The sequence below is a fragment of the Microbacterium sp. Mcb102 genome (genome assembly GCF_024519805.1).
GTDB lineage: Bacteria > Actinomycetota > Actinomycetes > Actinomycetales > Microbacteriaceae > Microbacterium.
Genome location: NZ_JALJRG010000005.1, coordinates 204,247 through 227,449, shown reverse-complemented (window position 1 = coordinate 227,449; position 23,203 = coordinate 204,247). Strand labels below are relative to the sequence as shown.

At 68.1% G+C, this 23,203-nt stretch carries 22 protein-coding genes; 11 read left to right on the top strand and 11 right to left on the bottom strand.

Annotated elements, in window-relative coordinates:
• The 5 genes from OC372_RS14445 to cls all read left to right on the top strand — a co-directional run.
• Positions 1-890: RICIN domain-containing protein (locus OC372_RS14445; protein WP_262002476.1), on the top strand; the 890-nt coding region annotated here is incomplete at its 5' end.
• A gap of 149 nt (positions 891-1,039) precedes the next feature.
• On the top strand, positions 1,040-1,828 hold the full coding sequence (locus OC372_RS14440; RefSeq protein WP_105711421.1) for a hypothetical protein: 789 nt from the start codon (positions 1,040-1,042) through the stop codon (positions 1,826-1,828).
• Positions 1,825-2,928, top strand: coding sequence for a hypothetical protein (locus tag OC372_RS14435; RefSeq protein ID WP_262002475.1), 1,104 nt, complete (start codon positions 1,825-1,827; stop codon positions 2,926-2,928). Before OC372_RS14440 ends, OC372_RS14435 begins: the two co-directional genes overlap by 4 nt.
• Positions 2,929-3,056: 128 nt before the next feature.
• Positions 3,057-3,713, top strand: a complete 657-nt coding sequence (locus tag OC372_RS14430; protein ID WP_262002474.1) for a hypothetical protein — start codon at positions 3,057-3,059, stop codon at positions 3,711-3,713.
• 118 nt (positions 3,714-3,831) lie between these two features.
• Complete coding sequence (cls, locus tag OC372_RS14425) at positions 3,832-5,292, top strand: cardiolipin synthase (protein WP_105711423.1); 1,461 nt, start codon at positions 3,832-3,834, stop codon at positions 5,290-5,292.
• Positions 5,293-5,301: 9 nt separating this feature from the next.
• On the opposite strand, the gene OC372_RS14420 is transcribed toward cls, so the two are convergent.
• Positions 5,302-6,297 carry a hypothetical protein gene (locus OC372_RS14420; RefSeq protein WP_262002473.1) on the bottom strand — a complete coding sequence of 332 codons (996 nt, stop codon included), beginning with the start codon at positions 6,295-6,297 and terminating at the stop codon, positions 5,302-5,304.
• 69 nt (positions 6,298-6,366) lie between these two features.
• Complete coding sequence (locus OC372_RS14415) at positions 6,367-7,338, bottom strand: alpha/beta hydrolase (RefSeq protein ID WP_105711425.1); 972 nt, start codon at positions 7,336-7,338, stop codon at positions 6,367-6,369.
• A 201-nt stretch (positions 7,339-7,539) separates the two neighbouring features.
• Here OC372_RS14415 and OC372_RS14410 point away from each other — a divergent pair, with 201 nt between their 5' ends.
• A complete protein-coding gene (locus tag OC372_RS14410; protein WP_105711426.1) occupies positions 7,540-7,947 on the top strand; it encodes a pyridoxamine 5'-phosphate oxidase family protein in 408 nt (135 codons plus the stop codon).
• A 34-nt stretch (positions 7,948-7,981) separates the two neighbouring features.
• Here the strand turns inward: OC372_RS14410 and OC372_RS14405 are convergent, their stop codons facing one another.
• Entirely contained in the window at positions 7,982-8,686 is a 705-nt protein-coding gene (locus tag OC372_RS14405; protein WP_105711427.1) for a ZIP family metal transporter, read from the bottom strand.
• A gap of 272 nt (positions 8,687-8,958) precedes the next feature.
• On the opposite strand from OC372_RS14405, the gene OC372_RS14400 reads away from it, so the two are divergent.
• The 3 genes from OC372_RS14400 to argG are packed head-to-tail and all read left to right on the top strand — an operon-like array spanning position 8,959 to position 11,081.
• Positions 8,959-9,192 (top strand): AbrB/MazE/SpoVT family DNA-binding domain-containing protein, encoded by a 234-nt coding sequence (locus tag OC372_RS14400; protein ID WP_258134212.1) that lies wholly within the window; start codon positions 8,959-8,961, stop codon positions 9,190-9,192.
• Positions 9,176-9,592 (top strand): PIN domain-containing protein, encoded by a 417-nt coding sequence (locus OC372_RS14395; RefSeq protein WP_105711429.1) that lies wholly within the window; start codon positions 9,176-9,178, stop codon positions 9,590-9,592. Before OC372_RS14400 ends, OC372_RS14395 begins: the two co-directional genes overlap by 17 nt.
• Before the next feature lie 43 nt (positions 9,593-9,635).
• Positions 9,636-11,081: an argininosuccinate synthase gene (gene argG / locus OC372_RS14390; protein ID WP_262002472.1), complete on the top strand. Its 1,446-nt coding sequence runs from the start codon at positions 9,636-9,638 to the stop codon at positions 11,079-11,081.
• 55 nt (positions 11,082-11,136) lie between these two features.
• Here argG and OC372_RS14385 read toward each other — a convergent pair whose 3' ends face one another.
• A complete protein-coding gene (locus OC372_RS14385) occupies positions 11,137-11,805 on the bottom strand; it encodes a GntR family transcriptional regulator (RefSeq protein ID WP_262002471.1) in 669 nt (222 codons plus the stop codon).
• A gap of 288 nt (positions 11,806-12,093) precedes the next feature.
• Here OC372_RS14385 and OC372_RS14380 point away from each other — a divergent pair, with 288 nt between their 5' ends.
• Together OC372_RS14380 and OC372_RS14375 are read left to right on the top strand one after the other, a co-directional pair.
• The gene (locus OC372_RS14380) at positions 12,094-14,757 is read left to right on the top strand and encodes a penicillin acylase family protein (protein ID WP_262002470.1); all 2,664 of its coding nucleotides are present in this window, start codon (positions 12,094-12,096) and stop codon (positions 14,755-14,757) included.
• A 57-nt stretch (positions 14,758-14,814) separates the two neighbouring features.
• Positions 14,815-15,576, top strand: a complete 762-nt coding sequence (locus OC372_RS14375; protein WP_051662649.1) for an alpha/beta fold hydrolase — start codon at positions 14,815-14,817, stop codon at positions 15,574-15,576.
• A gap of 115 nt (positions 15,577-15,691) precedes the next feature.
• Here OC372_RS14375 and OC372_RS14370 read toward each other — a convergent pair whose 3' ends face one another.
• The 7 genes from OC372_RS14370 to OC372_RS14340 form a co-directional block, all read right to left on the bottom strand.
• Positions 15,692-16,567: an endonuclease domain-containing protein gene (locus OC372_RS14370; protein WP_146114845.1), complete on the bottom strand. Its 876-nt coding sequence runs from the start codon at positions 16,565-16,567 to the stop codon at positions 15,692-15,694.
• 273 nt (positions 16,568-16,840) lie between these two features.
• Positions 16,841-17,230, bottom strand: a complete 390-nt coding sequence (gene mnhG, locus OC372_RS14365) for a monovalent cation/H(+) antiporter subunit G (RefSeq protein WP_029264125.1) — start codon at positions 17,228-17,230, stop codon at positions 16,841-16,843.
• On the bottom strand, positions 17,227-17,496 hold the full coding sequence (locus tag OC372_RS14360) for a monovalent cation/H+ antiporter complex subunit F (RefSeq protein ID WP_262002469.1): 270 nt from the start codon (positions 17,494-17,496) through the stop codon (positions 17,227-17,229). The genes mnhG and OC372_RS14360 overlap by 4 nt, the downstream gene beginning before the upstream one ends.
• The gene (locus OC372_RS14355) at positions 17,493-18,086 is read right to left on the bottom strand and encodes a Na+/H+ antiporter subunit E (RefSeq protein ID WP_262002468.1); all 594 of its coding nucleotides are present in this window, start codon (positions 18,084-18,086) and stop codon (positions 17,493-17,495) included. Before OC372_RS14355 ends, OC372_RS14360 begins: the two co-directional genes overlap by 4 nt.
• Positions 18,083-19,636, bottom strand: a complete 1,554-nt coding sequence (locus OC372_RS14350) for a Na+/H+ antiporter subunit D (protein ID WP_029264128.1) — start codon at positions 19,634-19,636, stop codon at positions 18,083-18,085. The genes OC372_RS14355 and OC372_RS14350 overlap by 4 nt, the downstream gene beginning before the upstream one ends.
• Positions 19,633-20,232 (bottom strand): Na(+)/H(+) antiporter subunit C, encoded by a 600-nt coding sequence (locus OC372_RS14345; protein ID WP_105711432.1) that lies wholly within the window; start codon positions 20,230-20,232, stop codon positions 19,633-19,635. Before OC372_RS14345 ends, OC372_RS14350 begins: the two co-directional genes overlap by 4 nt.
• Positions 20,232-23,198 carry a Na+/H+ antiporter subunit A gene (locus OC372_RS14340; RefSeq protein WP_262002467.1) on the bottom strand — a complete coding sequence of 989 codons (2,967 nt, stop codon included), beginning with the start codon at positions 23,196-23,198 and terminating at the stop codon, positions 20,232-20,234. Before OC372_RS14340 ends, OC372_RS14345 begins: the two co-directional genes overlap by 1 nt.
• Between the last annotated feature and the right edge of the window lie 5 nt (positions 23,199-23,203).

Genomic DNA, 23,203 nt, shown 5'->3' with positions numbered 1-23,203 from the left:
ACGGCAACCTCGCCGACGGTGCGATCTTCGAGCAGGCCGCCTGCGGGACCACACCGTCGAACAACAACCAGTTCCTGCTCGGAACTCCGGGGCAGACGATCGTCTCGAAGACCAGCGGCAAGGCGGTCGGTCTCACCAACAACAGCACCGACCAGTCCGTGCAGCAGCCCGTCACGGGCAACGCGCTGCAGAAATGGACGGTCATCCGCAAGGCCGACGGGCGAATCCAGCTGAAGAACGCGTCCTCCGGTGGGTGCCTGGCAGTGTCCCTCTCGAAGACGAACAAGGTGATCCAGTACACCTGCGGCAACACCGGCAACTTCTTCTGGACCCAGAAGGATGTCGGCGGGGGCTTCAGCCAGCTCATCGCCAACCACTCCGGTCTGTGCCTCACACTCACCAACGGCAACCTCGCCGACGGTGCGATCTTCGAGCAAGCCGCCTGCGGAACATCGAACAACAACCAGTTCCTGCTCGGCACTCCGGGGCAGACGATCGTCTCGAAGGCCAGCGGCAAAGCGGTCGGTCTCACCAACAACAGCACCGACCAGTCCGTGCAGCAGCCCATCACGGGCAATGCGCTGCAGAAATGGACGGTCATCCCGAAGGCCGACGGGCGGGTCCAGCTGAAGAACGCCTCCTCCGGTGGGTGCCTGGCCGTCTCCCTCTCGAAGACGAACAAGGTCATCCAGTACACCTGCGGTGACACCGGCAACTTCCTCTGGACCGTGAAGGACACCGCCGGCGGCTTTGCCCAGCTCATCGCCAGCCACTCGGGCATGTGTCTCACACTCACCAACGGCAACCTCGCCGACGGTGCGATCTTCGAGCAGGCCGCCTGCGGGACCACACCGTCGAACAACAACCAGTTCGCCCTCCGCGCCGGATAGCCGAACGCGACTGCGTCGGCCTCGGGGACTCCCTCGAGGCCGACGCTGCTGTGCTGGGAGGTTACGCGGATAGGATGTTCACCGCTTCCCGTGCCGATTCGAGGACCCTCGTCTGCCGCCGCATGGGGCGAGCGGCGAGGAGGTGGAGCGTGACGCACGCTTCGACACGCCCCGTCGCCGATGCGCACCGCGCATCCCTCCCGAACGAGGCAGCGGCCGCGCTGCTCCGCTCGAACCGTCGCCGCCGCAGCATCCGCCGGTGGGTCGCGATCGCGACCATCCCGCTCACCCTCGCGGCCCTGCTGTTCGTGGGCAAGCTGCTGAGCATGTACGCGTTCGCGCATCAGGCGATCACCGCCTACGTCGTCGACGACTTCGCGGGATCCGAAGCCTCGGCGCGTGGACAGGACTTCCTCAACTGGTTCGAACCGTACAAGGCGCCGTTCAACATCGGCACCGCCCTCGGCGCGGCCGAGCAGCTGCCCGAGGCCAGGGCGGAGCTCGAAGAGGCACTCGGCCTCGCCACCGGACTGGAGGTGTGCGGGGTGCGGATCAACCTCGCGCTCGTCGTCGAGCGGATGGGCGACGCCGCGCGGGCCGACGGCGACGGCGCCGCCGCAGCCGAGTTCTACGGCGAGGCGCTCACCATCACGGTCGAGACGCCGGAGGAGTGCCACAGCGAAGAGGCGCAGCAGCAGTCCTCCGACCCGCAGCGCGACATGTCCGACACCCTCGACGGCACCGAGGATCGGCTCAAGCAGAAGCAGCAGGAGCAACAGCAGGAGCCGCAGGAACCCGAGCAGCAGCCCGGTGAAGAAGAGCAGCCCTCCGAGGGCAAACTCGACGAGCTCGAGGGCAAGCTCGAGCAGGGCACGCAGGAGCGGGATCAGCAGCAGGGCGACGAGCCCGGCGGCACGGGAACGGACAAGCCGTGGTGAGCGATCACGAGCAGCAACGAGCGCGCTACCTCGCCGGCGCCGAAGGGGCTCCTCCCGTCCCTCCGCCCGGCGGTTATCACGGTGCGCGACGCCAGGCTTCGGCCCCCGCCCGTGAATCCGCCGTCGCCCCGACCCCGATCTCCCCGGACCCGAAGCAGCCGGCGAACGCCCTCGGGTGGATCGCCCTCACCGTCGCCGTCCTGTTCGCGCTGACCCTGCTCGGCACGCTGGTCGCCGGCGGCACCGACGTGCTCTACGGCGTCACGATGCTCACGGCGCAACTCGTGGTCGTCGGCACGGTCGTCGCCGCCCTGTTCTCACCGCGGGCACGGAAGCTGGGGGCGATCGCGCTGATCGTGACCGTCCTGTTCAACGTCGCGACCGTCGGCGGCATGAGCGCGCTGCAGACCTCGGCCGCCGGCAGCTACCAGGGCGCCAAGTCCGCCGATCAGAAGCACGCCGAGGCGTACCCCGGCATCAAAGGCACCGATCCGCAGGAGACGCTCGGGCAGCAGTCCCTGGAGGAGGTGCGCGCGCAGTCCGAAGAGCTCTTCGCCGACATCCGGACTCGGCTCACCCAGGAGTTCGGATACACCTGGGTCCCCGTCGGCGACGAGGACCTGCGCCCCGAACGCAACGGCTACGGCGGCGAATCGATGCTCGTCGAGTACACCTCCGCGGCGTGGGCGACCGAGCAGCCCGTGCAGGGCTACGCGCGCAAGCAAGCGGTGATGGCCGCGATCAACGACGAGGTCGTGCAGCACGGCCTGTGGGAGCTCTACTCCTTCAACGACCCGACCGGGTCGGGCATCGACCCGTCGATGATCGCGAAGCTCTACGGCAGCGATGATCCCCGCACGCAGCACACGTGGGAGTACTACACCGAGAACTACCCCGATCCGATGCGCTTCTACGCCAACATCTACGACCTGTCGAACGACCGGGACGGCGGCTTCCTCGCCGCGCGCGAAGCCCAGACGGCCCGCACCGGGGAACCGCTCGAAGGTCTGCAGCTCGTCGTGATCGCCAGCGGTGTGCTCGGCGAGGCCGACCGCGACGAGTTCGAGACGAAGCTGCAGGAGTATCCCGGCTTCGAGTGACCGTGCTTCGGTGCAGCACGGAACCCGAACCGAGAAAACGGCACGGCGCTCTGACCTGATCACATGGAGGAAGCTGTACATTGCGCAGATCGAAGAGACAATCAGTCCTGGCGGCCACAGGATTCATCGTGCTGTCGGGCATCGTCCTGACCTCGTGCGCAGGAGGCGCCCAGAGATCCGATCCGACAGCGGTCGTGAGCGAGTACCTCACCGCGATCTCCGAAGGAGATGCCACCACGGCGACTGCCCTCGACGATAGAGCCGTCGTCGCTCAGCACGAGGGCACGACGACCGAAGAAGCCGGCGACTTCGAGTCGCTCCGCACCGATGCCATCCTGCAGGCGGCGGACAGCCGCATCACGGACATCTCGGTGGAGCCGGAAGCACGCGCGGTGGAGGGGGACGACGACACGCGCCGCGTGCTCTTCCGCTACGAGCTGGCCGGGCGACCGCACGAGTCGTCGCTGGACGTGCGCTGGGACGACGAGTCATCCGAGTGGATGCTCACGCAGTCCCTGACGCTCTCGCTGTTCGTCGACGCGGTGCAGAGCAAGGTCTCCTTCGAGCCGGCGCCGTTCCGCATCCCCGGCATCGCCGACACCGTGTCCTCCGATGCGGGGACCGCCCCGTCGCTGTACCTCGTCTACCCGGGCGAGTACACGATCACGGCCGCCTTCCCCGAAGACCGGTTGGCTCCCGGGACGAGCAAGACCCAGAGCGTCGTCGCAGACATCCCCGGTGACGCGCAGGTGCAGTTCGACGTCGTGAAGTTGCCCTCGCGCTGATACCTCGTCACGCGCGGCACACTCCGACGCCGCGGACGCCCCACCCGTGCAGGATGAGCCGCGCACCGCGCCCGTCGCACCGCGTGCCACACTCAGGCATCCCCTCGAAGGAGGCCCCATGGACGCGCTCCTCTCCGCGAACCTGATCTGGACGATCCTGGCCCTCGCGGCCCTCGCCATCAATGTGATCGCACTGATCTACATCCCCCGCGACCGCAAGCCCACGGCCGCGATGGCCTGGCTGCTGCTCGTGTTCCTCGTGCCTTTCGTCGGTATGGGCCTCTACCTGCTGATCGGAAACTTCCGGCTGCCGAAGAAGCGCCGCGACGAGCAGCAGCGCATCACGGCGATGATCGCCGCCGCGGCCGTGGAGGATCCGGACCCGCAGGCTCCACGGTGGCTCCAGCGCGTTGCTCAGCAGAATCACGCGCTCACCGGGCTGCCGGTGGTCGGCGATTCGTCGGCCGAGCTGATCGACGACTACCAGGGGTCGATCGATGCCATGGCCGCCGCGATCGACACGGCCGAGCGGTACGTGCACGTCGAGTTCTACATCGCCGCGTCGGACGCCACGACCCGCGGATTCTTCACGGCGATGGAGAAGGCCGTCGCCCGCGGCGTCTCCGTGCGTCTGCTGGCCGACTACATCGCCTCGCGCAAGATCCCGAAGTCCGAGGAGACGTTCGCCGAGCTCGACCGGATCGGCGTGTCCTGGTCGTGGATGCTGCCGGTGCGGCCGTTCAAGGGTCAGTACCAGCGACCCGACCTGCGCAACCACCGCAAACTCGTCGTCGTGGACGGGAGGGTCGGGTTCGTCGGCTCGCAGAACCTCATCTCGCGCGACTACAACGCGGAGAAGAACATCAAGCGCGGACTGATGTGGCAGGAGCTGATCGCGCGGGTCGAGGGTCCGGTCGTCGCCCAGGTCGACGCCGTCTTCCTCTCCGACTGGCTGATCGAGACCGGCGAGGATCTGTCCATCGTCGAGCGGGTTCCGGCTTCCGCCGTGCCGCGACCCGCGGGCGGCGACCTGCACTGCCAGATGGTGCCGAGCGGTCCGGCGTACGGCACCGAGAACAATCTGCGGATGTTCCTCTCCCTCATCCACGGCGCCACCGAGCGGGTCATCCTCACCAGCCCGTACTTCGTGCCCGACGAGGCCATGATCTACGCGATCACCACGGCCTGCCAGCGCGGACTCGATGTGCAGCTGTTCGTCTCCGAGCTCGGCGACCAGGGGATGGTCTATCACGCGCAGCGCTCCTACTACGAGACACTGCTGCGCGCGGGCGTGCGGATCTTCCTCTACCCGCCGCCGTACATCCTGCACGCGAAGCACTTCTCCATCGACGACGACATCGCCGTGATCGGCTCGAGCAACATGGACATCCGCTCGTTCAGCCTGAACTCGGAGATGTCACTGCTCGTGCGCGGAGAGTCCTTCGTGGCGCAGATGCGCGAGGTCGAGCAGAAGTACCGCACCGCGGGGCGGGAGCTGACGCTGGAGGAGTGGCTGCGCGAGCCCGCGAAGTCGACGTTCCTCGACGGGGTGTTCCGGCTGACGTCGGCGCTGAACTGAGTCGCCCGCTCAGGACCCGAGCGTCAGCAGCATCCGGGCGAGCACGTACCGGGCATGCCCTCGGGAGGTGCGCGGGTCGTAGCCCACGGTCTCGACGAGAACCGCCATCCGCTCCTGCACGCTGGAATGGTGACGACCCAGGCGCAGGGCTGCGGCGCGCACGCTCTGCTCCTCGGCGACGGCGTCGAGCAGCTCGCGACTGCGGTCGTCGAGGGCGGCGAGCGCGGCGGCATCCGGATGGAGAGGCCCCTGCTCCGCGGCCTCCGCGACGAGCAGCAGGGCTCCGAGGTCGGCGACATCGACGATCGGCTCGGCGGGACTGGTCAGCCGTACCGCCACCAGCGCGGAAGCCCACGAGCGCGGAAGCTGCTCCCCGGGTCCCGCGGTGCCGAGACCGAGGCGCAGCCCTTCGCTGTCGGGCCAGGCGCTCACGGCATCCGTCTCGGCATCCAGGATCGTCGCGCGGGTCAGGCCGTGACGGGTGGCGACCACGGCTGACGGATGCTGCGGCAGGGGCGCGGGATCGGGCGGTGAGGCGACCAGGCGCAGCGTGCTCGCGCCGAGCCGGAGCCGAGGCAGCGCGGCAGCCCGCTCGTCGGCTCCCGCGTACGAGCTGATCGCGAGTTCGACAGCGCTCTCCGGTCCCACCGAGCGGCGCGCTCGGATGATGCCGAGGGCGAGACTCAGCCGCTCCAAGATCATCGTGTCGTTGGTGTGGGCGGGCCCCTCCCGCTCGATCCACGCGACCGCTCCCGGCCCGCTCTCCCGTACCGGCCAGGCATGCGACGGTTCGATCGGGTCGATGCGCACGCCGTCGGCCCGCACTCGCACGATCTGCCGTCCGTCGCGCTGGCCGACCGTCGCGCCGCTGAGCACCGCGGCTCCGCGCAGCATGCTCTCCACGCCGACGGATCGGGCGACGAGGGCGTCGAAGTAGGTGACGACCTTGAGCGTCTCACTGGCATCCGGGTCGAGGGCGGTGAGCCGCCCCAGCAGATCTTGCATGTCGGGCTCCATCGCGCACGGGGATTCCACCCTACGGGGTCGGTTCGGCCCCGCAGGGTGGGATCGGACTCAGGAGAGCAAGCGGTTCACCCAGTTGTCCCGCGCGGCCAGCATGGCCTGCGCGACGGCGGTGTGGGGGGCGAACATGTCGAAGCCGTGGAAGCCGCCGGCCCACACGTGCAGCTCGGCCTGGACTCCGGCCTCCCAGAGCTTCGTGGCGTAGGCGACATCCTCGTCGCGGAACACCTCGGCACTGCCGCAGTCGATGAACGCGGGCGGCAGTCCGCTCAGGTCGGTGGCCCTGGCCGGGGCGGCATAGATCGAGACGTCGTCGGTGCCCTTGCGGTCGCCCAGGAGCGCCGTCCAGCCAGTGATGTTCGATCCGCGGTCCCAGACGCCGATGCCGTCGATCTGACGGGTCGAGACCGACTCGTCGCGGTCATCGAGCATCGGGTAGATGAGCAGCTGCCCGATCAGCTCAGGGCCTCGCCGGTCACGGGCCAGCAGAGCGGTGCCGGCAGCCAGACCGCCGCCCGCGCTCCCGCCGCCGATCATCAGCCGCGACAGGTCGATGCCGAGCTCGCCCGCGTTCTCGGCCGCCCACAGCAGCGCGGCGTAGCAGTCCTCCACCGGGTACGGATCGGGGAACTCGGGGGCGAGCCGGTACTCGACCGTGACGATCACGCCGTTGAAGCGCTCGGCCCAGTCGAGGAAGCCGACGACACCGAGCCAGCGGTTGCCGATGATCATCCCGCCGCCATGGGTGTGGAAGAAGCCGGGACCGGTGCCGGTGCGGCCTTCCTTCTCGATCACGGAGACCACGATCTCGTCACCCCCGTGGCCGGGGATCGACACGTCGCGAAAGGTGAACCCGCGCTCGGCGAGCGCAGCGAAGATCTCCTCCTCGCCGCCGACCGGCGACTGGCGCAGGAACGGGATCATCTCCGGCGTGAGCGTGGACGGCAGTTGGTCGCCCACGAGGGCGAGAGCGGCTTCGAGTTCGGGATCGAAGGGCGGGCGCGCCAGGGTCGTGTCAGTCATCAGAACTCCTTTGTCCTCGGCCGCCATCGCGGCGGCTACCCGCCAGCCTCGTGCACGCCGCATCCGAGGGTAACCCGCCAGCCACGGCGGATCCGACGCCTCCCGTCCGCCGGGTGGCGGGGTCGCGGTTCCGCCGGTGGCGGACTCCCTTGAAGGGGCGTGTCGCCCCGGATAGCCTGGCGCCAGAGGGAAGGAATGCGCATGATCCGAGAACTCGATGAACAGCAGTCCTACGACCTGTTGAGCACCACCACGATCGGACGCATCGGCTTCGTCCATGACGGGCGGGTGCAGATCCACCCGGTGAACTTCGCGGTGTCGGGGCAGGAGCTGCTTCTGAGGACGTCGCCCGATGGCCTCCTGGCCGATCTGACGCAGGCGCCCGTCGACGTCGCGTTCGAGGTGGACTACCACGATCCGATCGGGAGCACGGCGTGGAACGTGCTGCTGCACGGCAGTCTCTCCCGTGCGTCGGAAGAAGAAGCCGCCGGCATCGCCGCTCGTGTGCACCCCTGGGCGGGTGAGGATCGGAGCCTCCCTCTGGTCCTGCACATCGACAGCATCTCCGGTCGCAACGTACGCCGAGAGCCGGCACACCCGAAGATCTGAGACACGGCGGCGGGGTCTGCCGTCGCGCGCGCTCTCACGCCAACGCGAGCCCCGCGGCGAGCGCGAAGCCCAGGACGGTCGCGAGACCCGTCGACTCCTTCGCCTTGGACTGCGCCTCGGGAACCATCGAGTCGACGAGCATCACCAGAAGCGCCCCGGCTGCGAAGCCACTCGACGCGGAACGGAAGGCGTCACCCGTCACGCTCGCCAGCGCGAAGCCCGCGACGGTCGCCGCCGCACAGATCACGGCCACCCCTGCCCACAGCAGCAGCACACGCGACTTCGCCATGCCCCCCTCGAGCAGGTCGGCGGCGGACCCGATCGACTCGGGCAGGTTCGAGACGAGGATGGCCACCACGAGCGCGATGCTCACCGGCTCCCCTGATGCCAGCCCGATGCCGAGCACGAGCTGCTCGGGGATGCCGTCGAGCAGCGCGCCCACGGCGAGCTGGCCACCGCCCGCCTGCGACTTGCTCTTCGCGGCACGGGCATCGAGGATGCGGTCGGCGATGTAATAGCTGATGGCACCGGCCGCGACGCCGACCACCAGCGGGACCGGACCGGCGAGGTCGAGCCCCTCTTCCCAGAGCTCGAAGGCGATCGAGGCCATGAGGGCGCCGGCGCCGAACCCGAGGACGATGCCGAGCCACCGCGGCGGCCACTTCCGGAGCAGAGCGAGCACCGCGCCGATGAACAGCGGCGCCGCCGCGATCACTCCCCACAGGACTGCTTCGCCCATGCCGCACCTCCGTGGGGCCTACTCTCCCACCACTGCGGCACTCTGCCTGCGCGACATCGGCGAAAGCGGAGACGTGTCGCTCGTCCATCGGCACGTCGCGCATCGGCTCCCCCGCACGCGCGCCTCGTTTCACCGCTAGCTCACACTCGACTACGCCATGAAGATGCCGTTCAGTCGGAGTAGTCGGCGTTCGGGGTGACGAACGTCGCCGTAACCGATATGAAGCACCCGCATCACCTCGCGACGCGCCATTCGAATGGTATTCTCATGGCATGAAAGCAACCATGGACAAGGCAGGGCGAATCGTCATCCCCGCTGCGCTCCGCGAGCGCGTCGGATTGATCCCTGGTCCTATCGATCTCATCCTCGACGGCAACGGCATCCGCATCGAGATCGATGCCCCGGACAACCTCATCGAGAAGGACGGGCGTCTCGTCATCGCGTCGTCCGGCATGGCGATCACACCCGACGACATCCGCGAGTTGCGCCTTGCCGACCAGCGCTGACCTCGTCCTCGATACGAGCGCAGCGCTCGCTCTCCTCGTGGAAGACAACACCGCGCACATCGCGGTCCAGAGCGCCTGCGCCGGGGCAATCCTCGGCCTCGCCGGCCACGCCTCAGCAGAGACATACTCCGTGCTGACGCGCCTGCCGGGCCCCAATCGCCTGACCCCTCTGGCAGCGGCGAACGCGATCCGGGCCGCATTCCCCCGGTCGATCTCACTCTCGGAAGAGGACGCGCGCACCGCCGTCGACGTCCTCGCCGATGCTGGAATCGCCGGTGGAGCGGTCTACGACGGCCTGGTCGCGTTGTGCGCCAGAGCCGCCGGGATGACGCTCGTCACATGCGATCGCCGCGCGATAGGAACGTACGCGGCGCTCGGAGTCGATGTGCGCGTGATCTGACGCGGCACGGGGCGACACGCCGCACGCGGATAGACTGGAAAGCATGTCCAAGGTCCTCCAGTCCCTGCCCGTCGGCGAGCGCGTCGGCATCGCCTTCTCCGGAGGACTCGACACCTCCGTCGCCGTCGCGTGGATGCGCGAGAAGGGCGCCGTGCCCTTCACCTACACCGGCGACCTCGGTCAGTACGACGAAGACGACATCGCGTCGATCCCGGGCCGTGCGTTGGAGTACGGCGCCGAGGCCTCGCGCCTGATCGACTGCAAGACCGCCCTGGTCGAAGAAGGCCTCGTCGCCCTCTCCTGCGGCGCCTTCCACATTCGCTCCGGCGGCAAGACGTACTTCAACACCACACCCCTCGGCCGCGCGGTCACGGGCACGCTGCTGGTGCGCGCCATGAAGGAAGACGGCGTCGACATCTGGGGCGACGGCTCCACCTACAAGGGCAACGACATCGAGCGGTTCTACCGCTACGGCCTGCTCGCCAACCCGCGCCTGCGCATCTACAAGCCGTGGCTCGACGCCGACTTCGTCACCGAGCTCGGCGGTCGCAAGGAGATGAGCGACTGGCTCGTCGCCCGCGACTTCCCCTACCGCGACTCCGCCGAAAAGGCCTACTCGACCGACGCGAACATCTGGGGCGCGACGCACGAGGCCAAGACCCTCGAGCACCTGAACGTCTCGCTCGAGACTGTCGACCCGATCATGGGCGTGAAGTTCTGGGACCCGTCCGTCGCGATCGAGACCGAAGACGTCACCGTCACGTTCGAGGCCGGCCGTCCCGTCGCGATCAACGGCGTCGAGTACTCCGACCCGGTCGCCCTGGTCATGGAGGCGAACACGATCGGCGGACGCCACGGCCTCGGCATGAGCGACCAGATCGAGAACCGCATCATCGAGGCGAAGTCGCGCGGCATCTACGAGGCTCCCGCCATGTCGCTGCTGTTCATCGCCTACGAGCGCCTCGTCAACGGCATCCTGAACGAGGACACCCTCGCCACCTACCACGAGCAGGGTCGCCGCCTCGGCCGCCTGATGTACGAGGGCCGCTGGCTCGAGCCGCAGTCGCTCATGCTGCGCGAGTCGATCCAGCGCTGGGTCGGCCTGACGATCTCGGGCACCGTGACGATCCGTCTGCGCCGCGGCGACGACTGGACCATCCTCGACACCATCTCGCCGAACCTGTCCTACGGTCCCGAGAAGCTGTCGATGGAGCGCGTCGGCGACGCCGCCTTCGGCCCGGTCGACCGTATCGGCCAGCTCACGATGCGCAACCTCGACATCGCCGACTCGCGTGCCCGCCTCGAGCAGTACGCGGGCCTGGGCCTCGTGGGTGGCGCGACCGGCGAGCTGGTCGGCCGCGTGACCGCCGGAGAGTCCGCCGAGATCACCGAGTCGGTCCACGGGTCGATCTCCGAAGCCGACGAGAACCTGGCGGATGCCGTCGACACGGCGTCCGAGGGCGCGGCGTTCGACTCCGGCACCGACTGACGTCGTACTGCCGGCGCTGGCAGCCCGGGCTGCCGGCGCCGGACGGGTGCACCCGCTAGGCGGGTGAGTCGCCGGCGCTGCGCCGTTCGTCAGCGGCGTCGAGCTCCTCGGCGCGGTCGATGATGCCCGGCAGCACCTCGTCGAAGAGCGTCACGATGGCAGCACGGGTTCCGGCCGCGTCGCGCTGTCGGATGGCCTCACGGATGGCGACGGTGGATCGCTCGACCGCCACCCAGTCGAACACGCCGCGCGCGTGCTGCGTGAAGCGACGGATCTGCGGGCCGAGGAACTCGATGACGGTCACCCGAGTGGTGTTGCCCTCGATGCGCGCGAACCCGGTCACGATGGCGCGCAACGCTTTACCGAACTCGACGACATCGTGGTCCACGACCGCAGCGGACATGTCCTCGGTGAGATCGACGAGATAGGCGACGTCGTCGGCCTGGATCAGCGGCATCGCGTGGCGTACCGAACCGATCCAGATGTCACCGAAGAGCGCGATCGCGTCTCGGATGCGGTCCAGATCGAGGGGTGCCACACGCGTGTAGCGGTTACGCTGCATCTCGACGAGTCCCCCCTCGGCAAGTCGCGCCAGCGCGTGCCGCACCGGCGTCTTCGACGTCCCGAGATCCGCCGCCAGCTCGTAGTCGCGGATCCGCTCGCCCGGCCGAAGCTCACCGTCGACGATCGCGTCCCGCAGCCGGTGATAGACGTCGTCACTCACCGAACGCCGTTCCAGCGCACCATCCATGCCCACCAAATCACACCCTCCTTCGACCACAGTGGTTCCCCCACCACTTGTTGCGGCCGACATGGCGGCCCGGACGCAATCGCGCCGAGCCTCCGCATCGTCCCCGTTCTGCGCAGAGCGCAACGGGTAACATAACACATTCGTCTGAATGGATGATCCACGAGCGCTCGGGCGGATATGATGCGAAGGCGCGACCCTGAAACGCGCACTGGGGCTCGGTGGGACTGAGTTCCACCTGTCTACCCGAAAGAGTTCTCGACGATGATGACCGATTCGCAGGAGTCCGCCGTATCCACGCGCCCTTCACTGGGCGCCCGGATCGGACGGATCTCCTTCCTCGTTGTGGCCGGGATCGTCGTGATCGCCGTTGCCGCCGCCTTCTTCGTGACCTGGACGATCCAGCGCTCCTTCCCGCAGACCTCGGGAACGGTCGAGCTCGACGGTCTGAAGGCCGAGGTCACGGTGCAGCGCGATGACCGCGGCATCCCGACGATCACGGCCGACTCGACCGACGATCTGTTCTATGCCGAAGGGTTCGTGCACGCGCAGGACCGTTTCTTCGAGATGGACTTCCGCCGCCACGTCACCGCAGGGCGCGTCGCCGAGATGTTCGGAGAGTCCCAGGCGGCGACCGACGCCTTTCTCCGCACACTCGGCTGGCGAACCGTCGCCGAAGCCGAGGTCGAGGCGATGGATGACACCACGCGCGGCTACTACGAGGCCTATGCCGACGGGGTCAACGCCTACCTCGCGACCCGGTCCGGCGCCGAGCTCTCGCTCGAATATGCCGTTCTCGGCATCCAGAACCCGGACTACGCTCCCGAGCCGTGGGAGCCCGCGGATTCGGTCGCCTGGCTCAAGGCGATGGCCTGGGATCTGCGCGGCAACATCGAGGATGAGACCGAGCGCTCGCTCCTGGCCGCCGAGCTGAAGGCCGGTGCGGACGAGGCGGGCGAGGCGGGCGACACCGGGGAAGTACTCGCGAAGCTCTACCCCGACTACCCGTTCGACGAGAACCCGGTGATCGTTCCGAAGATCTCGACGGTGCCCGCACTCGAGACCGGTGCGGAACCCGCCGCGTACACGCCCTCCGAATCCGACGGCGAGATCCAGCAGGCGACCACCACGATCGAGTGGCAGGAGACCTCGAGTGTGATCGAGGCCGCGAGCGAGCTCGTCGGCGATGTCGGCGAGGGCATCGGATCGAACTCCTGGGTCGTCTCGGGGGATCTCACCGAGACCGGGATGCCGCTGCTCGCGAACGACCCGCACCTCGGCGCGTCGCTGCCATCGGTCTGGTACCAGGTGCAGCTGAAGTGCTCGACCGTGAACGACGCGTGCCCGTTCGACGTCGGAGGCTTCTCGTTCTCCGGGCTTCCCGGCATCGTGATCGGTCACAACCAGCACGTCGCCTGGGGGTTCACGAACCTCACCACCGACGTCACCGACCTCTACGTGGAGCGGGTGGTCGGCGACGAGTACTGGCGCGATGGCGCGCTGGTCCCGCTCGAGCAGAGCACCGAGACCATCAAGGTCGCCGGCGGCGAGGATATCGAACTGACGATCCGCTCGACCGTGCACGGGCCCATCATCTCGGGACTCACGGACGACTTCACCGCGATCGCCGATGACCCGGAGCCGGCGCTCGCGGAAGGAACCGAGGCGCCCGCCGCTCCGCCCGTCGGTCAGGACGACGCCGAGTACGCCGTCAGCCTGCGCTGGACGGCGCTCGACCCCGGCACGACCGCGACCGCGATCTTCGCCCTCTCCACCGCGCAGGACTTCGACGACTTCCGCTACGCCGCCTCCCTCTTCGACGTGCCGGCACAGAACCTCATCTACGCCGACACCGAGGGCAACATCGGCTACCAGACACCGGGGCGCCTCCCGATCCGCGGTGCCGGCGACGGATGGATGCCGCAGCCGGGTTGGGACAGCAGTTACGACTGGACGGGCTACATCCCGTTCGACGAGCTGCCCGTCTCGTACAACCCGACCTCGGGGTACATCGTCACCGCGAACAACGCGATCGTGACCGACGACTACGCCTTCTTCCTGTCCCGCGACTGGGACTACGGGTATCGCGCGGCGCGCATCGCCCACCTGATCGAACGACGCGCGGCCGCCGCTCCGCTGACCGCACAGGACATGCGTGACATCCAGATGGACGACGAGATGTGGATCGGCACGCAGCTGGCGACCGCCATGGCCGACGTCGACGTGAGCCGCGCGGACGTCCAGTCGGCCGTGGACCTCCTGCTCCCGTGGGACGGCCAGAACACGGCCTCCTCCCCCGCCGCCGCCTACGCGAACGTGCTCTGGTCGAACCTCGTGCAGAACATCTTCGGCGAGCGCGAGCAGCCCCTGCCGATCGACGGACAGGGTCGCCTGTTCACGGTCGTCGCCGACATGCTCGACGACCCGACCGATCCGCTCTGGAGCAACCCGCAGATCGACATCGACGGGATGGAGGCAATGCTGGCGTTGTCCGCCGAAGAGGCCTATGACGAACTCGTCGCCCTGCAGGGAGACGTCCCGACCCGCTGGAACTGGGGCGACCTGCACGCGATCACCCTCACCAGCGACACCCTCGGCACCTCGGGGATCGCGCCCGTCGAGGCCCTCTTCAACCGCGGGCCGTACCCGGTGGGCGGCGGCGCATCGGTGGTCAACGCGACCGGGTGGGAGCTCGGCGTCTCGTACGCCACCACGACGGTGCCGTCGATGCGCATGGTGATCGATCTCTCCGACTTCGATGCCTCGACCTGGAACCACCTCACCGGCGCGTCGGGTCACGCCTTCCACGAGCACTACACCGACCAGACCGCCGACTGGACGGTCGGGCTGCAGAAGCCGTGGGCGTACTCCGCGAAGGCGGTGGATGCGTCGGAGGTGGACACGCTGATCCTGTCGCCGACCGGCTGATCCGTGGGCTGCGCCGACCTGAAGGGACGGTGCAGGTTGCTCCGCTACCGTGGGGAGGTGCCATCCAGTTACCTCGCCCCGAAGGGCACGACCGTCACGCTCCTCGAGTTCGAGCACGGCGGCGCCACGCTCATCGCCGAGACGTTCGGCGAAGGCCCGCACACGTATCTCCTGCTGCACGGCATCGGGATGGGTCGGAGCGTCTACCTCGACGTCGTGCAGCGGCTCGAGGGTCGGGTGATCGCCCTGGACCTGCCGGGATTCGGCGAGGCGCCGGAGCCGACGCGCACCCTCACCATGGAACGCCACGCCGACCTGGTCGCCGCCTACCTGCAGCAGGTGGATTCGGGCCCGGTCGTCGTGATCGGCCACTCGATGGGCAGCCAGATCGCCGCAGAGCTCGCCGCGCGGCATCCGTCGCTGGTGGAAGGCGTGGTGCTGGCGGGCCCCACGGTGAACAAGGCGGCGCGCAACATCGCGGCACAGGCCCGCTACCTCCTGACCGACCTCGTCGGCGAGCGGCCGTTGGTGATCTGGCGCGGCGCGCGGGAGTATCTCCGGGGCGGCCCGCACCTGATCCGCAAGATCCGTGCCACCGTCGTGCACGAGCCCGAGGACGCCTTCGTGCGCATCGAGTGCCCGGTGCTGGTGCTGCGCGGTGAGGACGACCCGCTCGCGCCGATGAGCTGGTGCCGCGAGATCCTCGACGCGATCCCCGGTGCCGCGCTCGAGGTCATCCCCGACCACGGACACGGCACACTCATCAGCGACTCCGAGCCCGCTGCCCGCCTGATCCACGAGTTCGCCGCCCGCCTCTGACGGCCGGTCGGTCTCGCGGGGGTTCGTCGCGACCGGTGTTCACAACTCCTCAAGAAAGCGCACCGACCTCGCTTTCGCCGGCATCTGGGCTCCCTTACAGCCTATCCTTGAGGAGTCATGAACGAGTCGTGGGCCGAAAGCGCGGTCCCATTACCCGGATGACCTCGGCGACTGCCTGTCGGACGGTCGGATCGTTCCGCAGAATGTCGACCGCAAGGGGCCGGATCGTCACATACCCCTGCATCGCAGCTGCCATATCCCGCCGCCGATCATCGACCTGTTTGGCCCAACCCTCGTGGAACTCCTTGCTGTCGCACTCGATGATGAGCCACCCCTCGACCAGGAAGTCGACCCGGCCGACACCCTCGATCAGCACCTGGGTCTCAAACGCGACCCCGAGCGCTCGCAGAATGAGCCTCATGAAAGTCTCGGGCCCCGACCCCGCCGAGGCATCGATCAGCGCGAGCAACGGACGGAACCGGACAGGCAGTTGAGAGAACATGAGGATCACTTCCTCCCGAGTCATCAATCCGTGGTGCAGCACGCTGTCGACGGTGGCGACAGATGCCCGCGGAGCCTGGCACCGGATGGCCTGCGCGACGGCGTCCGCGAGGGGAGCGACATGGAGAGGGCTCGGTTGCCCCGACCACGACTGCCAGTGCAGGATGGTTCGCCTCGATCGAGGAGGACGAATTCGAGACGACCCTGGAACGACGTGCACATGCAGTGCGTCGACGACATGCACGAATACACCGATCTGGCTCAGAAGCGAGATGCACGACAGGCGCCCGCCGATGCGGACCGCTTCCGCGATATCAGGATCGACGGGTTCGATTGCGTAACGGTCGCGGCGCAGCCGTCGGAGCTGGCCGGAGTCGATGGCTCGCGTGATTGCTCGTCCGGTCATTCGTCGGGCGAGGAGTTCCGCTCGGTCGAGAACGATGCTGCTGTACAGCGCGGCTGCGCGTTCGTTTACGGTCCATGGCCTCATTCGAGCGAGTCTGGGTCCTGGAGAGGACAGCTGAGGGGCGAGGCTCACGAAAGGGAAGGTTCGTCCCGAATCTCGCCTTGGGTAGGAGCAGTGTCGACCCCGTTGGCAGCCATGCGGTGTGCGCAACTCCTCAGAAATCTGGCTTCACGCCGGGATAATCCGCTTCGGTGGCAGAGTCGCGCGGATTCTTGAGGAGTTGTGCACCGACCGTTCACGGCGGCAGCGCGGTCAGCCGGACGAGCTCAGCCGACAGAGCACACCCCGGCGGGTAGCTCAGCCGGCGGCGGGCGGGGTCTGCTTCGACTCGGCGAGCTCGTCCACGACGAGGCCACGCTGTTCGATGGTGCCGTTGCGGTAGGCCTGTCGCCCGACCATGTGCGCAGACAGCGGCGCCGTCGCGAACTGCATGAGCACGACGGGCGCGACGAGCACGAATCCCAGCAGGATGCCGCCGACCGACCGCTGCGACAGGGCGATCGCGATGCAGATCAGCAGCAGCCCGAGCACCTGGGGCTTGGTCGCCGCGTGCAGCCGGGACGGCACGTCGCGGAAGCGCAGCAGCCCGACCGCCGCCGACAGGCAGAGCAGCGCCCCGAGCAGGATCAGCACCAGCACGGCCACGTCGATGACGGGGTCGGGGATCACGAGACCGAGGATGTTCATGAGGTCGTGTTGTCCCTTCTCGCGACGAACCGGGCGACGGAGATCGAGCCGAACACCCCGATCGCGGCGATGATGAGGAGCACGGGGATGTTGCGGGTGTGACCGTTGATGGCCATCTCCGCCCCGAGCACGCACATGACCTCGGTGAGGAGCACGTCGGAGGCGACGGCACGGTCGAGGATCGACGGTCCTCGAACGATGCGGACGAGGGTGAGGATCGCGGCGATACCGAAGACCACCATGATCAGCATCAGCAGGATGTTCATCGGGCACCGCCCTTCGTCGATCCGGTCAGGCCGGCGCGCTGGTCGGCCCTGAGTGCGCGGTACTGCGCGGGGTCGCCCAGCGCCCGGACGACCCGTCGCTCCCAGCGGAGCACTCCGGCGCGCTGCTTCTCGACGTCGGCGCGGTTCCTGACCCCGATCACATGCAGGTACAGGATGCGACGGTCGCGGTCGGTCTCGACCACCAGCGAACCGGGGACGAGCGACGACACGACGGCGACGTGCGTCATGACCAGGTCGTCGGCGTAGCGCAGCGGCACCGCGATGATCGCGGTGCCCGGCTGGCGGCGGAAGTCGAACACCTGCAGAGTCACCGAGATGGCTCCGCTGAGCACCGCGAACAGGAACTGCACCACGAACAGCGCGGCGTAGGCGACATTGATCCGACCCGAGAGCTCGACCGTCGGCAACCGGAACACGCGGGTCACGAAGATCGCGACGACGAGTCCGGACAGGAAAGACAGCACGGTGAACTGCGCCCACAGCAGCATCCACAGCACGACGAGCCAGGCCAGGAAGGGCAGCTGGACCCGGATGTCGCGCCAGAGGTGACGCTTGGTCTGTCGTCTCATCCGCCCACCTCCTCTTCCAGCTGGACGAGGCTGACGGGCTGCAGCAGAGCGGCGCCGATGCGGTCGCAGAGCGCGTACAGGGGTCCGGCGAAGATCGTGAGCGAGACGGTGACGGCGACCATGCCGGCCGTGGCGATCGTCATGATCTTCGGGATGCGGCGACGCTCCTGCTGCTCGTCGGCGGCCGGGGCATTGCCGAGGTACGAGATGCGGCCCTCGGTCTCGGTGGAGTCCTCCTCCTCGCGCCAGAAGGCGAGGTTCCAGGCGCGCATGAGCGCGTACAGGGTGAGCAGCGAAGTGACGATGCCGCCGAAGATCAGCACGATCATGATCGGAGTGCCGACGGAAGCCGCCGCCTCGAAGAGCGCGAACTTGCCGATGAAGCCGGAGAACGGTGGAAGGCCACCCAGGTTGATCGCGGGCACGAAGTAGAGCACGGCGATCACCGGCGCGACCTTGAGCAGCCCCTTGACCCGCAGGATCGACGTGCTGCCGGCTCGACGTTCCACGAGTCCCACCGCGAGGAACAGGGTCGTCTGCACGACGATGTGGTGGACGATGTAGTACACGGTCGCGCCGATCGCGGCCGGCGTGGCTATCGCGAGGCCGAAGATCATGTAGCCGACGTGGCTGACGAGCGTGAACGACAGGATTCGCTTGAGTTCCGCCTGCGCCACGGCGCCGAGCACGCCGACGATCATGGTCGCGAGCGCGATGATCAGCAGCACCGTGTCGATGCTGTTCGAGGCGAAGAGCTGGGTCTCGGTGCGGATCAGCGCGTAGACGCCCACCTTGGTCAGCAGGCCCGCGAACACCGCCGTGACGGGGGCGGGGGCGGTCGGGTACGAGTCGGGCAGCCAGAAGGACACCGGGAAGATGGCGGCCTTGATGCCGAAGGCCACCACCAGCATCAGGTGCAGCACCAGCTGCGTCTCTTGTGGGAGCTCCGACATGCGCTCGGCGATCTGGGCCATGTTCACGGTGCCGAGTGCGCCGTAGATCATGGCGATCGATGCGAGGAACAGGATCGATGAGACCAGCGAGACGACGATGTAGACGGCGCCGGTGCGGATGCGGGACTCGGTGCTCCCGAGGGTGATCAGCACGTACGAGGCGACGAGCAGGATCTCGAAGCCGACGTAGAGGTTGAACAGGTCGCCGGCGATGAAGGCGTTGAAGATACCGGCCGCGAGGATCAGGTACGAGGGGTTGAAGATCGAGATCGGGGTCTCGTCGGTGCCGTCGGCGGCGCCCTGACCGATGGAGAAGAGGAGGACGGCGAGGAGCACGATGCTCGAGATGAGCACGAGGAGTGCGGCGAGCCGGTCCACGTAGAGCACGATGCCGAAGGGCACCGGCCAGCCGCCGACCGAGACGGCGAGCGGGTCGCCGGAATCCACCACGACCAGGAGCACGGCGGCGATCACCGAGACCGCGGCGAGTGTGGCGACGGTCACGACGACCTGGAGCCGCGCGTTCCGGCCGAACACGAGGGTGATGGCGGCGCCGAGGAGCGGGAGCCCGACGAGGAGCGGGACCAGTGCGGTCATGGCCGGCCCTCCTCGTTCTCGTCGTGGTCGTCGGGTTCATCGGGGCGCGCCTGGTCGCCCTCGGCTGAGCGTGAGGAGGGTTCGTCGCCCCACCCCGTCGGCGCGTCGAACGGTGCATCGTCGTGGATGGCGGGGTGGTCGCGCATGTGCAGCACAGTGATCGGTGCGGTCTGCACGCCGACGAAGTCGGTGGTCGCCTCGTCCTCGTCGGTCTCGGACTCGTCGTCCATGAGATCTTCGTCGGCGTCGGTGCGCTCGCGGAGCGCGATGTCAGCCTCGTCGTCCTCGACGGTGTCGGCCTGGCCCAGCTGCCAGGAGCGATAGATCAGAGCCAGGAGGAAGGCCGAGACCGCGAACGTGATCACGATGGCGGTCAGGGTGAGCGCTTGGGGGAGCGGGTCGCTCATCTCGCCCTCGGTGCCGAAGAACGGTGCGTTGCCCGGGACGCCCATCACGATCAGCAGGAGCAGGTTCGTGGCGTTGCCGAGCAGGAGGAAGCCGATCAGCACGCGGGTGAGGCTGCGCTCCAGCATCGCGTACACGCCGCACGCGAAGAGGATGGCCATGATGACGATCAGGGTGAGCGAGACATCCATCAGCTGCTCCCCCTTCCGCGCGAGAGGAAGCCTTCAGGACCGGGGGTCGAGCGCAGAGCCGCCTGCCTGTCGACCTCGGCGCCGAGGCTGCGCAGCACGTCGAGGACGAGCCCGATCACGACCAAGTAGACACCGACGTCGAAGATGGTCGAGGTGACGAACTCCATGTGCCCGATACCGGGGATCTCCCATTCCCAGAACGTGCTCGTCAGCGGCGCGAGCCCGAAGAAGAGCGGGACGACGGCCGTGCCGACGGCGAGGATGAGGCCGGTTCCGAGCAGTCGGCCGGCATCCGTCGGTGCGGCGGCGCCGAGTTCCCAGCGGCCTCCGGCGATGTAGCGCATGACCAGCGCCATGCCGGCGACGAGCCCGCCGGCGAAACCGCCGCCGGGCAGGTTGTGCCCGGCGAAGAGCAGGAAGATCGACACCACGATGATCGTGTGGAACAGGATGCGGACGATGACCTCGAGCAGGATCGACCTGTTCTCGGGCTTCATCTTCTGACCGCCGACGAGCCATGCCCGCGGGCTGCTCTCGTTCTCGGAGTTCTGGAACCGGATGCCCTCGGTCGTCTCGACGAGCGGGCGACTGCGCGCGGCCTTGCGGGTCGCCTTCGGCAGGTTCTTGGTGGCGGCCAGCAGGTCGGCTCGATGGGTGACGAACACCAGCGAGGCCACGCCGGTCGCGGCGAGCACGAGCACCGACAGCTCGCCCATCGTGTCCCAGCCACGCAGGTCGACCAGGGCCACGTTGACGACGTTCTTGCCGTGACCGATCTCGTACGCGAGCTGCGGGAACACCTCCGAGATCGGATCCGCGATGCGGGATTGCGTGGCGACGACCGCGACGAAGGCCATGGTGACGCCGACGCCGATCGCGAGGAGCGCCCGGGGGACACGCCCCACCGAGGCGTTGTGTTCCCCCATCCGCGCGGGCAGGCGGCGAAGCACCAGAGCGAACGTCACCATCGTGACGGTCTCGACCAGGATCTGCGTGAGCGCCAGGTCGGGTGCACCGCTCGTCGCGAACAGCACGACCATCCCGAGCCCGGTGACCGAGACGAGGACGACGCCTGTGTAACGCTTCTGGGCACGCACCGCGAACACTCCGGCGATCGCCATGATCGGCGCGACGACGATCTGCGCCGGCGTGTGCCAGGCGGAGAGGTTGTAACGATCGATGTCGCTGGCGATGAGCGCGGTGACCTCAGCGGCGACGAACACCACGAAGATGGTGCCGACGTACACCGGCAGCGAGCCGCGCTGCGTGAGGGTGGTACTGAGCACGGAGAGACGGTCGATGCCGCGCATGACGAGGTAATAGACATCGGCGGCGGTGAAGCGCAGCAGGCGGGGCTTGCGGTCCCAGCCGGTCCGGCGGGTGAGCAGGAAGAGGCCGATACCCACCAGGATCGACGCGATTGAGATGCCCAGGGCGGGCTCGAGGCCGTGCCACAGCGCGAGGTGCCCCGGGCCTTCGACGGTTTCGCCCGCGTGGTCGAGCCCGGGAGTCGCGGTGACGGCGTAGCCCTGCAGGGCCACGTCGAGCGCGGGCGCCCCGATACCCGCGGCGAGCGTGACGCCGGCGAGGATGATCGGCGCCGAGAGGAACCCGACCGGCGGATCGGGCCAGGCGGTGTCGGGCAGCTGGCCCTGCTCGTCGCGCTTCTTCCAGAAGGCTCCCCAGAGGAATCGTGCTCCATATGCCGCAGTGAGCATGGAACCGAGGACGACGCCGATGAGCGCCACCAGACCCCAGGGAGAACCCCCCAGGGCGTCGTCGAGCAGAGCCGTGAGCGTGGACTCCTTGGCGACGAACCCGATGGTCGGAGCGATGCCCGCCATCGATGCCACCGAGATGAATGCCGCCGTCGCCATGACCGGAGCCTGCCGCCCGACACCGGAGAGCTCGGTGATGTCACGGGTCGACAGCTGCCGATCGATGACGCCGACGATCAGGAAGAGGGCCGACTTGAACAGGGCGTGGCCGATCACCAGCGCGAGTCCGGCCAGTGCTGCGGCCTGCGTGCCGTAGCCGACGACGATCGCGAAGAACCCGAGCTGACTGACCGTGCCGAACGCGAGGATGCGCTTGAGGTCGGTCTCGCGCAGCGCCTGGATGCCGCCGATGAGCATCGTGAGGATGCCGAGGGTGATGACGATCGGGCGCCAGGGGGCGCTGAACGCGAAGATCGGCGCGAACCGGGCGATCAGATAGATGCCGGCTTTGACCATCGCCGCGGCATGCAGATACGCGCTCACCGGGGTGGGTGCTGCCATCGCACCGGGGAGCCAGAAGTGGAACGGGAACAGGGCCGACTTGCTGATCGCGCCGATCAGGAGCATGACGATCGCTGCATCCACCGCAGGGCCCGTCGGTGCGATCTCGAGGATCTCGCGGATGCTCGACGTTCCGGTGTCGACGACGAGGATCACGACGCCGACGAACATCACGAGTCCGCCGAGGGTGGTCACGAGCAGGGCCTGCAGTGCCGCACGTCGGCTGGCGGCGCGGCGGCGGTAGTGGCCGATGAGGAGGTACGAGAGGATGCTCGTCACCTCCCAGAACATGACCAGCATGACGAGGTCGTCCGTCAGCACGAGGCCGTACATCGCGCCGGCGAATCCGAGAAGGACGCCCGCGAACTGGCCGACGCCGGCCGAGTCCTCGTAGAAGTACCACCGGCAGTAGAGGAGCACGAGGGCGCCGACGCCGGTCACGATCAGGGTGAGCACCCAGCCGAGCACGTCCATGTTCATGGACAGGTTCAGTCCGAGCTGCGGGATCCACTCGACCGACTCGTACGGGACCGGGCCGTCGAGCACCTGCGGCGTCATGACGAGCGCGTGCACGAAAGCCGCTGCGGGGACGAGTGCGGCGATGGCGAAGGCCTGAGCTCCGAGCCAGCGCACCAGAACGGGCATCAACAGCGACCCGAGCAGGAACACGGCGAGGAGCGTCAGCATATACG